Here is a 12107-nt window from a genome sequence, read left to right as displayed (position 1 = left end):
CTTGCGGTCAGGGGGTGTCCGGGCCGACGAGCGCGCGCAGCACGGCGGCGTGCCGGTCGGCGACGCCGGCGAATTCGCCGGCCAGCCGGTCGAGGGAGGAGTGGTCGCCCGCGGTCGCCGCGGCCAGCACGGCGTAGCCGAGGCTGCGGCAGAACCGGACCACGGGCCGGTAGGCGCGGGCCGCCTCCCCGGCGGCGGCCGGGTCGTCGGCGAGCATCAGCCGGATGCGGTCGAGCATCAGGCTCGAGTGTTCGAAGAGGACGCGGGCCGACCGGTGGTCGTACTCGCGCTCACCCGCGCGGGCCGCGGCCAGCTCGCGGGCGAAGCAGTCCCAGACGGCCAGCCCGTAGACCCGGTCCCACGGTTCGCGCAGCGCCCGCAGGGCGGCGGTGGGGTTCTCCGACCGCAGGTAGGTGCGGATCTCGCCGGCGACGAAGGCCCGGTCGAAGGCGAACGTGCTCTCCGGCCGGTACCGGTACATCACGAACTGGCGGCACCCGCTGCCGAGCCCCCGGTGCTCGGCGAACGCCGTGTCCAGCGCCTCGGCCGGGATGGTGACCGAGCGGAACACCGGGTTTTCGTCGTAGCCCAGGACGTCGACCGTGCCGGCTTCGGCGTCGAACCCGTGCACGAGCAGGTCGTGGGACATCCGCTTGCGCCCGAAGGCGTACCGGCGCGGGATGTGGTGCTCGTCGACGTTGAGGTAGAGGTACCAGCCCTGGGCCAGCTGCCGCGCGGCGAACCCGGACAGCCGCGAGCCGAGCAGGTCGTGCATCAGCTCCGCGTCGGTCCGCATCATCTCCAGGTGCGGGTTCGCCGCGTAGTCGAAGATGTAGAAGCACATCGGCACCGGCGTGCCCGGGCGCTGGTCGTAGGCCAGGTGGATGAAGTTCGTCAGCGTCCACTCGACCTTCGCCGGGTCGTGGGCTTCGACGATCGACACCGGGAACGCGTAGAACTGGTAGGCGCGGGTGGTCACGTCCTCGTTGACCGGCAGCCGGACGCGCACCGCCGTCCCGGCCGCGGCGGTGGCGGTCACGCCGTCCTCCGCACCAGGCCGGTCATGGCGACCGCGACGCTCCGGTCGCCGTCGTAGGGCTCCCGGCCGTGCGCGGCGAGCATGTTGTCCACCAGCAGGACGTCGCCGCGCTCGTAGTCGAACCGCGAGGACGCGCGCCGGTAGCAGTCGCGGATGTGCGCGCACACGCTGCCGGGGATGCGCTCGCCGTCGCCGTAACGGGTGTCGTTGGGCAGGTTGTCGTGGCCGAGCATGTCGGTGAGCACGGCGAGCGCGGGCGGCGGCAGCGTGCTCGGGTGGAAGAACGCGATGTGGTTGAACCACAGCAGCTCCCCGGTCTCGGGGTGCCGGTGGAAGGCGTCCCGCCGCGCGCGGGTCTGGAGCACGCCGTCGGGGCGCCAGGTCGCGGTGATCCCGGCGCCCGCGCAGTAGCGGTCGACCTCGGCGCGGTCCTCGGTGCCGAACACCTCCGGCCACGGCAGGCCGAAGCCGGGCTGGTAGGTCCGCACGTGCAGCCAGCCGCGCTCGGCGAACTCCGCCCGCACGTCCGGGTCGAGCAGCCGGGTCACCTCGCGGATGTCGGCCAGCGGCGTGGCCCCGCCACCGGTGGCCGGGACGCTGCAGTAGAAGAACAGCCAGCGCGGCCAGGACGCCTGGTAGGAGTTCTCGTTGTGGAAGAAGATCTCCTTGTCCTTGGCGTACTCCGTGGAGGTGTAGACGCGGCCGCCGAGTGACTTGCGCGGGGTCGATCGCTCGGAGTACTCCAGCCGCTCCCCGCCGAGGGCGGCGACGACCGAGGCGAAGTCCTCGGTGCCGTCGACACCGAACCCGCGCAGCAGCACGGCGCCCGCGTCGGCGACCGCGGCCCGCACCCGGGCCTCGACCGGGCCGGGCGGGGCGGTGCGCAGGTCGTGACCGAGGTCGTCCGGCGTCAGGGTGGCCGGGGTGGTGCGCAGGGGCAGGGTGGTCATGACCGGTCCTCGGGGTGGGTGGACGACATGGCCGTGGCGAGCTTCCCGCGCTCGGTCACGGTGATTTCCGGGCCGACGGCGATCTCCGCGGGCACCGCGTAGACCGGGAAGACCTCGAGCAGGTGCCGCCGCAGCGTCCGGGGGGTGATCCCGGGGCTCGCGGCGACGTGGGCGGTGAGCCCGGCCGGGCCGGCCGCGACGGCGGCGGCGAGCACCCCCGGGCAGTCCGCCAGCCGCGACTCGACCGCGGCCAGGTTGACCCGGAAGCCGTTCACCTTGACCTCGCGGCCGATCCGGCCGTGGTAGGTGAACAGGCCGCCGGTCCCGCGGGAGACGTGGTCGCCGCTGGGGTACCGGCGCTGCCCGGGCCGCCCGGCGAACGGGGTGAGTACCCCGCGCCCCACGGCGTCGGGGACCAGGTAGCCGACGGCGACCTGCGCGCCGGTGATGACCAGCTCGCCGTGCTCCCCGCCGGGCTCGCGCGGGCCCGCGTAGTCCGCCGGCAGTGGCGCCAGCTCCAGCCCGACGCCGGGCGGGGGCGTGCCGATCGGGACGTCGGCGCCGGTGAACCCGTCGGGGACGGTGTAGCGGCAGCAGCCGACGGCCGCCTCCGACGGACCGTATTCGTTGACGATCGCCGCGGCGGGGAACCGTTCACGCCACCGGGCGACGGCCGGTCCGCGCATCGCTTCCCCGCCCACCACCAGCACCGGGACGCGCGAGCGGGTGCCGGTCTCGGTCATCAGGCGGCAGGCGATGTCGAGCTGGCTGGGCGTGAGCTTGACGAAGCCGGCCTCGTCGAACGGACGCGGGTCGGTCGCGACGTCCAGCGGCCACCGCACCGGGTCGAGCACCGCGACGGTCCGGCCGGACACCAGCGGCCCCAGCAGGCTGGTCACGGTCAGGTCGAAGCCGAGCGAGGTGAACAGCGGCGCGCCGTACCCGCCGCCGTACTCGGCCATCGCCCACCCGAGGTAGGCCAGCACCGCCGACTCGGGCACCACGACGCCCTTCGGCGCGCCGCTCGTGCCGGAGGTGGCGATGACGTAGGCGGTCGTCCCGGGCACGGTTCTTCTCGTCCACGGCTCGCGACCGGCGTCCGCGACGGCTTCGGCCGGGTCGAGCCAGCGCACGCCGTGCGCGGTGTCCCGCCGGGCGCCGAGCACGACCGAAGCGCCGCAGAGCCGGGCGAAGGCGGCCACGGTCCGGTCGGGGGTGCGCGAGTCGACCGGGGCGTAGGCGGCCCCGGTCAGCAGCACCGCGACGATCTGGGTCACCGTCTCCGTCGTGCCGATGCCCTGCACGGGGACGACGGTCCCGGGCGCGGCGCCGTGCCGGCGCAGCGACGCGGCCAGCGCGGCGGCATCGTCCAGCAGCTGCGCGTACGACGTGCGCCGCCCACCTTCGGTGACGGCGTCCCCGCGCCCCGCGCGGATCGCGGCGGCGAGTTCATGCGACACGGCCGGCCTCCGCGTGGTCGAGCGCGCGGCCCATGGCGACGAGCAGGCGGCGTTCGCCGGTGTAGGGGTTGCGGGCGTGGGCCCGGCGCAGGTTGTCCAGCAGGACCACCCGGTCCTGCGCCCACGGCACGGTCTCCTCCAGCCGCGCGTACAGGGCGATCAGGGCGTCGACGGCGGCGTCCGGGATGGGCTGCCCGTCCCCGAAGGCGCAGGCCTTGGGGAACTCCGCCGGCGGCATCAGGGCGGCCATCGACGCGCGCACGTCGGCGTCCATGGCCCGGTGGTGCCAGTGCAGCACCTGGGCCACGAACGAGCGGCGGCCACCGGGCAGCCCGGCGACGGCGGGCCGGCGCTGCCGGGTGACCAGCACGTCCCCGTCCCAGTGCCACTGCGCGCCCTCGCGGACGCAGGCCGCTTCGGCCTCGGCGCGGTCTTCGGTGTCGTACAGGGTTCGCCAGTCCAGGCCGAGGTCGCCGCCGAGCCGGCGGGTGTAGGTGACGCCGGTGTCCTCGAACCGCTTGCGCAGCACCGGGTCCAGCAGGTCGTACACCGCGGCCGTGTCCACCGTGGGCGTGTCGCCGCCGGTGGCGGCGCGCCGGGCGCAGCCGAACACGATCCGCCGGGGCCAGTGCGCGGCGAAGGTGTTCTCGTTGTGCCACAGCAGCTTCCGCGCGCCGGAGAACTCCACCGGCGTGTTGACGGTGCCGGTCGGATCGTCGGTCACGTGCCGGTGCTCGGGGTTGTCCCGCGACAGCGGCCCGCACGCCCGCTCGGCCAGGTCCTGGAACACGGCGGTACCGGTCAGGCCGGGGCCGTCGAGGACGGCCCCGCCGTCGTGCTCCAGCGCCGCGTCGATGTCGGGGCCGTGGACCGGCCACCACGCGCCGACCGGGCGGTCGACGGTGAACTGCTTCATGCGTCCTCATCTCCTCGCGGGCCGCCGTGCGCGGCGCGGTCGAGCGCGGCCAGCAGGGCGCGGCCCAGTCCGGCGGGTGCCGGGCCGGGCGCTCCGCGCCGGGCGGTGACGGTCAGGTGGGCCCGCCCGCCCGCCGCGGTCAGGCCGGCGGCCAGGTCGTTGCGGGCGACGGGCAGGGCGGTGTCGATCGGCGACAGCGCCGGATCGGGCGCGGACCGCTGGTCGCGCACGTAGAACTTGCAGCTGGGACCGGCCGTTTCCCGCTCGGGCGGCAGGCCGGTGGTCAGGACGAGCGCGGCCAGGGCGCCGACGTCGGCCAGCACCGCGCGGGCGGCGTCGGGCCCGGACGTGCCGGGGCCGACCACGCCCAGCGCGCGCTGGGTCTGGAAGTAGCCGACGCGCTCGCGCGACGCCGGGTCGAGCACGCGCAGGTCGACGTCGATGTACGGCGTGACGGCCGCCTCCCCCGCGTCCGCGGTGGCGGCCGCGAAGTGCCCGACGAGCCAGCTGAAGGGGGTGACGCCGTGGGCCCGGGCCTGCCACTTGGCCGCGTCCCACACCCCCGGGGCCACCTCGGCCCGCCACTGCGGGTCCGCCGCCTCCTGCGGCGCCGCCGGCGGGGGCGGCCGCAACGGCCCGTCGGGCCCCGGCTCCGCGAGCTCGCCGGCCAGTGCCGCCCAGAACAGCTCTTCCGACCGGCCGTCCCACACGACGTGGTGCGCGACGCCGACCACCTGCCGGACCTCGCCCGCCGGGCCGGTCAGCACGCCGAGCCGCAGCACCGGGCCGGTTTCGGCCGACATCGGCTCACCGCCGAGCGCGGCGGCCGCTCCGGCCGCGGACCACTCCGGTCCGAAGCAGACGGTCGGGGCGAGGTCCGGTCCGGGGCGCCGGACGAGCGTGCCGCCGTCGTCGGGGGCGAACACCGTCCGGCACTCCGGGTACCGGTCCACGACCCGGGCGAGCGCCCCGGCGACCCGGCCGGGCGGCGCCGGGGTGGCGAGCGCGGCGGCGAAGGCGCACAGCAGCCGCCGGACCGGCGTGCCCGCCTGTTCCTCGTACCAGAGCCCGAACTCCTCGCGGGTCGCCCGGGTGACCACGTCGGACACGGCTACCCCTGCTCCCGCTCGACGTGGCCGGCCACCGTGCGGAAGGTCGGGTTCCGGAAGATCTCGACCAGCGGCAGCTCGACCCCGAACCGGACGCCCAGCTCGCGCACGAACTGGATGAACACGAACGAGTCGATGTCCTGCTCGAACAGGTTGTCGTCCGCGCCGGGCAGCCGGCCGGTCTCCGGCGCGACCCCGCGCCAGCAGTCCTCGACTTCGGCGAGCACCGTGGTCCCGGGCATCAGCCGACCCCCTGTCCGACCAGTGCGCGCTCGCCGCTCGGGCGGAGCTCGACGCCGCGCAGGAACTCCGCCGTGCGCTCGATGTCGCCGCTGAGCACCCGGTCTTCGTCCAGGCGCCCGACCAGGCCGCGGTAGGTCTCGTGCAGGGACCGGCAGTGCGCGGAGAGCACCAGGTCCGGTCGCAGGTCCACCGCCTGGCACGCGGTAAGCCACTCGACCGCCAGCACCGTCTCGAAGTCGCTGACGATCTGGCGGAGCTTGAGCACCGCCGTGCCGCCCATGCTCACGTGGTCCTCCTGCAGCTGGCAGGTCGGGATGGTGTCCACGCTGGCCGGGTGGCACAGCGTCTTCATCTCGTTGACCAGCGCCGCCGAGGTGTACTGCACGATCATCAGCCCGGAGTTCACGCCCGGGTCGGCGGTGAGGAAGTCCGGCAGGCCGCGCCGCCCGGACAGCAGCTGGTAGGTGCGGCGCTCGGAGATCGAGCCCAGCTCGGTCACCGCGATCGCCAGCAGGTCGGCCGACATGGCCACCGACTCGCCGTGCAGGTTCCCGCCGAACAGCGCGATCTCGTCGTCGGGGAAGAACAGCGGGTTGTCCGCGACCGTGTCGACCTCGTTGAGGATGGACGTGGCCGCGTTGTCGATGTGCTCGCGGGCCGCGCCGTGCACCTGCGGGATGCACCGGAACGAGTACGGGTCCTGCATCGACGGGACCGCGCTGGGCAGCTTCGCGTGGTTGCTGCCGCGGGTGTGCCCACGCAGCGCACCGGCCACCGCGCCGCGCCAGCGGTTGCCGGAACGGCGGTGGTAGCGCTCGTCGAAGAACCGCTCGGCGCAGCTGAACGCCTGCAGGCTCATCGCCGCCACCAGGTCCGCGGTCTCGGCGAGCGCGACGATCCGGCCCAGCTCCACCAGGGCCACCGAGGCGATGTACTGCGTCCCGTTGGTCAGCGCCAAGCCGTCCTTCGCGGTCAGCCGCACCGGCGGCCAGCCCAGGCGGCGCAGCACGTCCGCCGCGTCCTGGACCCGGCCCTGGTACTCGACCCGGCCGCGGCCCAGCAGCGGCAGCGCGAGGTGCGAAAGCGGGGCGAGGTCGCCGCTGGCCCCGACGGTGCCGCGTTCCGGCACGACCGGGTGCACGCCGTGGTTGAGCATGTCGGCGAGCCGCTCGGCCACCGCCAGCGACACCCCGGTCTGCCCCGAGCGGAACGTCAGCAGCTTGACCAGCAGCATCATCCGCACGACCGCCTGCGGGGACGGCCCGCCGACGCCGCAGGCGTGCGAAAGCACGTGCCGCAGCTGCAGCTCGTGCTCGTCACCGGCGCGGACCCGGACGTCGGCGAGTGCGCCGAAGCCGGTGTTCACCCCGTACACCAGGTCGGGGCCGGCCGCGAGCGACTCCACCCAGTCCGACGTGCGGGTGATCGCCCGCCGGGTCTGCTCGGAAAGCCGGACTTCGGCGCCCGGGGCGGAAGCGGCCAGCAGATCGGCGAGGGTCCACCGGTCGTCGGGCTCGATCACGAATGCGGTCACTGGTGCTCCTGTCTCGACGGCGGGCCCGCGGGCTCGGCCGTCACGGTGCGGAGGTGGGTGGCGATGGTCCGGGCGAACGCGGGAGCAGTCCCGCCGAGCACCCGGAACTCGAGGTCTTCTCCGTCCGCCGTCACGTACACGGCGACGGGGTTGCGCGGGGGCGAACCGGGCACCCGCACCGGATCCGGGCCGCCGGGGGGCGGCGCGTGTTCCAGGACGACCACGGCGTCGCCCGGCGGGGCGAGTCCCTGGCCGGGCCGCAGCCCGCCGAACCCGGGGGCCGCCGGGGCCGCGTCGACCGCGTCGAGCAGGTCGGCGGCGAGCCGCTTGCGGCGCTCGGCGCGGCCGTCCGGCGGCACGCGGTCGACCACGACCGGCACGTCGATCACGAAGTTGCCCACCGTGCGGGCCTGCGTCGACGTGCGCAGCGACACCGGCATCTCCACGACGACCGCGTCGGCGTCCGTCGCCCGCAGCAGCGCTTCGGCGACGAACTCGACGAGGACGACCGACAGCCGCAGGTCCTCACCGGACAGTAGTGCGTCCATTGTGGACATAGGGACGGCGAACGGGGCCGGTCCGGGACCGGGTTCCGGCTCCGGCTCCGGCTCTGGCTCCGGCTCCGGCTCCGGCTCCGGCTCCGGCTCCGGCTCCGGCTCCGGCTCCGGCTCCGGCGCGAGGGTGTACGGGATCGTCCGCAGGCGGTCCTTGACCGGCTGCCAGTGCCCCTCGGCCGCGGGTGCGGGTGGCGCGGCGGTCACCGCCGGCGTGGGCGACGCGGGACCCGCGTCACCGCCGGTCAGCAGCCGGTGCAACCCGGCCAGCAGGGTCGCCAGGCCGATGCCGTCGCAGACGAGGTGGTGCACCACCAGGAACACGGCCGTCCCGGCGGCCGACCGGGCGAGCACGGCCCGGACGAGCTGGTCGCGGGCGAGGTCGAACGGCCGGTACAGCTCCCGGTGCACCTCGGGCCGCGTGCAGTCGCCGGCGTCGCCGGTGACCGCCACCGTGCGGACGTCGACCGGGCGCGGCGGGCGGACGACCCGCTCCGGCCGGCCGCCGGCGGGGTAGCCGAGCCGCAGCTGCGCGGTGTCGCGCACCAGCCGGCCGGCGGCTTCGGCCACCTCGGCTTCGCCGACGGGCAGCGTCGTGCGGAAGCCGGCGACCACGTTGGCCGAGCCGTCGTGCGGGAAGAGCTGGCTCCACGCCCAGATCGGGCGTTCCGGTGCGGTCAACGCGGTGGGCCGATCGCCGGCGGGGGCGGCGGGCGCCTCGGCGCGCCTGCGCTCGACCAGCGCCGCCAGCGCCCGCGCCCTGGGGTGGCGCAGCACGTCGGCGAGGGTGACGTCGACGCCGCACCGGCGGGCGAGGCCCTGGTTGAGGTCCAAGGCGAGCAGGGAGTGCCCGCCCAGGGCGAAGAAGTCGGCGTCCGGCGTGGTCACCGGCCGCCCGAGCACGCGGGCGAACTCGGCCATCACAGCCGCTTCGCTCCTGGTCGCCGGCGCGCCACTCTCCGCGGCCGGCGCTTCCGGGCGCGGCAGGGCGCCGTAGTCGACCTTCCCGGAATGCAGGCGGGGCAGCGCCTCGACGAGCAGGACGCGCTCGGGCGCGCTCGCCGCCGCCAGCAGCCCCGCGACATCGGCTCGCAGGTCGTCGGCGGTCCGGCCGCGGGCGACCGCCCACACCCACACCGCGGCCCCGCCGTCCTCGGCGCGGGCGGCGGCTTCGGTGACGTACGGCACGGCGCGGAACGCCCGCTCGACGTCGTCCAGGTCGATCTTCACGCCGCGCCGCTTGATCGTGCGGTCCCGGCGGCCGGTCAGCCGCAGCAGGCCGCGCTCGTCGAAGTAGCCGAAGTCGCCGGTCCGGTAGGCCCGCACGCCGTCTTCGCCGGCCGGGAACGCTTCGGCCAAGGTGCCTTCGAGCCCGTAGCCGGCGCACAGGTGCGGCGACCGGATGACGATCTCGCCGGGTTCGCCGGCCGACGAGGCGGGCGGGTGCACCGTCACCTCGCGGCCCGCGATCGCCGTGCCCACCGGCAGGTCCGGCAGGTCCAGGTCGGCCGCCGTGAGTTCGTGCCACGTCGCCAGGACGCACTCGGTGGGACCGTACTCGTTGGACAGCCGGACCCGGCCGCCGAGCGCGGCGACTTCCCGCGCGAGGCCGGGTTCGAACCGCTCGCCGCTGCACATGAGGTGCACCAGGTCCGGGGGCAGGCCGCGGGTGCGGGCGGCCGCGACGAGGCCGCGCAGGATCGACGGCGTCGTCTCGAAGTGGGTGATCCGCCGGTCGGCCAGCCAGGCGAGCACGGTGCCGCCGCCGCGGCGCACCGCCGGTTCGGCGACCACCCCGACCGCACCACCGGCCAGCGCCGAAAAGAGCTGGCTGTGGTGGGCGTCGTAGGTCGGCGCGGCCCAGACGGCGAGGCGGGCCCCGGCGTCCACGGCGTACCGGGCGGTGAACTCGGCGACGTACTGCCCGAAGGCGGATCGCGCGAGCTGCACGAGCTTCGGCCGTCCGGTGCTGCCGGAGGTCCGCACGGTATAGGCGTGCGACGCCCGCACCCCGGTGTCCACATCGGACTCTTCGGTGCCGCAGAACAGCTCCGCGCCCGGCACCGAAGGCTTGCCGTACCGCAGGTTCCGGCCGGAAACGTCGATGACGGCGTCCGGCCGCAGCGCGTCGAGGTGGGCGGTGAGGACGGCGGGGTCCTCCCCCGCGTCGGCGACGGCGAACTCGCGGCCCGCCAGGTGGCAGGCGGCCAGCACCGCGGCCAGCCGCAGTGACTGCGTGCCGACGACGGCGATCCGCGCAGCCTCGCGCAGCGATTCGTGCCTTCGCACCGCCGCACCGGCGGCGGCCAGCTGGGCGCGGGTCAGCGCGTCCCGGCCGTCCGTCAGCGCCACGGCGTCGCGGTCTTCGCCGAGGAGGCCGCGGAACCGGGCGGCGATGTGATCGGGTCCGTCAGCACGCATGGCGGGGCCCTGCGAGCAGGATGACAGGAGACATTGATCCTCAAGATTTCGTGGGTACCGAGCCGAATGGGAACCGGATACGCGATCGGACCCCCCGATCAGTGCCGATCCCGGCGTACCTCATCGATTCTTACCGCCGACCACCGGCAAAAACCACCGCTGGTGCGGTAACCCACTCGAACGGCAGGCATGTTCGTCACACGCGGGAACATGCACACCGGAGCACACCCCCCGAAGGAGCCAATATCACGCGCCGATCACGGCGCCGGCGAACACGGACAGTTTCACCCGGTATTCGTCGCGGAAAAGTCGATCAACGGTGTTAATACCGGCGATTATGCGCCACCGAAAGGGCCGGATGGCGGCTTTGTGTTCCACCGACCAGCGCCCGGAAGAGCCGGTAAACGGACACCACGGCCCACAACCGCGACACCGCACCAATGCACCCATGCCGCCATTTCGCCCAGCAACCAACTTCATTGCCAGTTGGTGAGCGGCTCACCGACATGGCTGCTAAGCTGCCGAGACAGGGGGCCCTGGGGATCATCACTTTGCGTATTGCCCGCTGGATGGAGTGATCAGAAATGGCGGCAGAATTACCGTCGTGCGCCACCGTTTACCAGGCGACACCACCGCAACGCCGGTTGATCAAGATGCGCCACGCGCCCGGTGGCGTGCCGTCGCAAATCGTGGCCGTGCACCTCTTGCTGCGCGGCCCGCTGGACGTCGGCCGCCTTCGCCGCGCCCTCACCGAACTGGTCCGCAGGCATCCGATCCTGCGGACGAACTACGCGCTGCTCGACGACGAAGAAGTGCTCGCCATCGTGCACGAAAACGAAGGCCCGGACGTGTTCCGCATGGAGCGGTGCACCGGTCTTTCCGACGAACGGGCCATCCATGAACACGCCGCGCGCTCGTTCGAAGATCTTTCCCGGAATTTCCTCGCGCCGAATCGGCACTCGATCCTCCAGGCGACCCTGATCCCGCACGGCGAGCAGTTGCACAGCCTGCTCTTCGCGGTCGACCACGTCGCCATCGACGAGCGCTCACGGGTCATCCTGCAGGGCGAACTGGCCGCGCTGTACGCGCAACGGCCCGGAGACCTGGACGAGGTGCACCCCTACGACCCGGCCGCGGTCCGCAGCGCGTTCCCGAGCGTCGAGGAGACGCCGGACCTGCGCGACCTGCTCACGCCGCTGCCGCCCCGGTTCCTCGCCAGCCCGCCCCCGGACGGCGACCCGGAGGCGTTCCGGCCGCTGACCGCCGCCCAGCCCCTGGCCCCGGCCACGGCCGGCCGGCTGGACGAAACGGCCCGCCGGCTGCGCTGCACGCGGTTCGTCCTGCACATGACGGCGGTGATGTGGGCGCTCAAGCGGTTCGCCCGCACCGACGACGTGAGCCTGGTGGCCCCGATCGACACCCGCGAGCGAGCGGAGGACTTCCACGCCGTGGGCTACTACCAGAACCTGGCGCTGCTGCGTTCCCGCTCGCCGCGGGCGGCGGGCCTGGCCCAGACCCTCCGCGAATGTCGTTCGCTGATGCGCGAAACCTTCCGCCGCCGCGACTACCCCATCTCCTCCCTGGTCACCCACGCGGCGGCGAAACGCGCCGGGAAGCGGTACCGCAACCCGCTGTACCAGGTCGTCCTCATCCATTCGACGGAGGATCCGGGCCGCGGCTGGGCCCTCGACGGCCTGGAGGTGAAGCCGATGGAGATCGAACGCACCCAAGCCGCCAACGAGCTGCGCATCCACGTCACGGACCACCCGTCCCGGACGGAACTGCTGCTGGTGGGCGCCGCGGGCGCGTTCGACCAAGGGGAACTCGACCGGCTGCTGCAGTTGTGGCAGGAGGCGGAAAGCACCCTCACCCGGTAGCGCC

At 74.3% G+C, this 12107-nt stretch carries 9 protein-coding genes; 1 reads left to right on the top strand and 8 read right to left on the bottom strand.

The window, feature by feature from the left end; all coding sequences use genetic code 11:
- Window positions 1–7: 7 nt before the first annotated feature.
- From C2L59_RS12090 to C2L59_RS12055, 8 genes are read right to left on the bottom strand one after another with little or no spacing between them, the layout of a single operon-like run.
- Window positions 8–1039, bottom strand: a complete 1032-nt coding sequence (locus C2L59_RS12090) for a hypothetical protein (RefSeq protein ID WP_103349614.1) — start codon at window positions 1037–1039, stop codon at window positions 8–10.
- Complete coding sequence (locus C2L59_RS12085) at window positions 1036–1989, bottom strand: TauD/TfdA family dioxygenase (RefSeq protein WP_103349613.1); 954 nt, start codon at window positions 1987–1989, stop codon at window positions 1036–1038. Before C2L59_RS12085 ends, C2L59_RS12090 begins: the two co-directional genes overlap by 4 nt.
- Window positions 1986–3449 carry an AMP-binding protein gene (locus tag C2L59_RS12080; protein ID WP_103349612.1) on the bottom strand — a complete coding sequence of 488 codons (1464 nt, stop codon included), beginning with the start codon at window positions 3447–3449 and terminating at the stop codon, window positions 1986–1988. The genes C2L59_RS12085 and C2L59_RS12080 overlap by 4 nt, the downstream gene beginning before the upstream one ends.
- Window positions 3439–4365, bottom strand: a complete 927-nt coding sequence (locus C2L59_RS12075; RefSeq protein ID WP_103349611.1) for a TauD/TfdA family dioxygenase — start codon at window positions 4363–4365, stop codon at window positions 3439–3441. Before C2L59_RS12075 ends, C2L59_RS12080 begins: the two co-directional genes overlap by 11 nt.
- Complete coding sequence (locus C2L59_RS12070; RefSeq protein ID WP_103349610.1) at window positions 4362–5474, bottom strand: hypothetical protein; 1113 nt, start codon at window positions 5472–5474, stop codon at window positions 4362–4364. Before C2L59_RS12070 ends, C2L59_RS12075 begins: the two co-directional genes overlap by 4 nt.
- 2 nt (window positions 5475–5476) lie before the next feature.
- Window positions 5477–5716 carry an acyl carrier protein gene (locus C2L59_RS12065; protein WP_103349609.1) on the bottom strand — a complete coding sequence of 80 codons (240 nt, stop codon included), beginning with the start codon at window positions 5714–5716 and terminating at the stop codon, window positions 5477–5479.
- Window positions 5716–7251, bottom strand: coding sequence for a histidine ammonia-lyase (hutH, locus tag C2L59_RS12060; RefSeq protein WP_103349608.1), 1536 nt, complete (start codon window positions 7249–7251; stop codon window positions 5716–5718). The genes C2L59_RS12065 and hutH overlap by 1 nt, the downstream gene beginning before the upstream one ends.
- The gene (locus C2L59_RS12055; protein WP_103349607.1) at window positions 7248–10226 is read right to left on the bottom strand and encodes an AMP-binding protein; all 2979 of its coding nucleotides are present in this window, start codon (window positions 10224–10226) and stop codon (window positions 7248–7250) included. Before C2L59_RS12055 ends, hutH begins: the two co-directional genes overlap by 4 nt.
- Before the next feature lie 584 nt (window positions 10227–10810).
- On the opposite strand from C2L59_RS12055, the gene C2L59_RS12050 reads away from it, so the two are divergent.
- On the top strand, window positions 10811–12103 hold the full coding sequence (locus tag C2L59_RS12050; protein WP_103349606.1) for a condensation domain-containing protein: 1293 nt from the start codon (window positions 10811–10813) through the stop codon (window positions 12101–12103).
- Window positions 12104–12107: the final 4 nt, after the last annotated feature.

The sequence above is a fragment of the Amycolatopsis sp. CA-128772 genome, from assembly GCF_002904295.1.
Lineage (GTDB): Bacteria > Actinomycetota > Actinomycetes > Mycobacteriales > Pseudonocardiaceae > Amycolatopsis.
The sequence above is the reverse complement of the archived record's forward strand: the minus strand, read 5'-3'. Positions and strand labels throughout refer to the sequence as shown.

What these genes read in the sequence shown, in the direction of transcription:
- C2L59_RS12055 (WP_103349607.1), bottom strand. Translation starts at nt 10,226, where the DNA reads ATGCGTGCTGACGGACCCGATCACATCGCCGCCCGGTTCCGCGGCCTC.
- C2L59_RS12085 (WP_103349613.1), bottom strand. Translation starts at nt 1,989, where the DNA reads ATGACCACCCTGCCCCTGCGCACCACCCCGGCCACCCTGACGCCGGAC.
- C2L59_RS12050 (WP_103349606.1), top strand. Translation starts at nt 10,811, where the DNA reads ATGGCGGCAGAATTACCGTCGTGCGCCACCGTTTACCAGGCGACACCA.
- C2L59_RS12065 (WP_103349609.1), bottom strand. Translation starts at nt 5,716, where the DNA reads ATGCCCGGGACCACGGTGCTCGCCGAAGTCGAGGACTGCTGGCGCGGG.
- C2L59_RS12075 (WP_103349611.1), bottom strand. Translation starts at nt 4,365, where the DNA reads ATGAAGCAGTTCACCGTCGACCGCCCGGTCGGCGCGTGGTGGCCGGTC.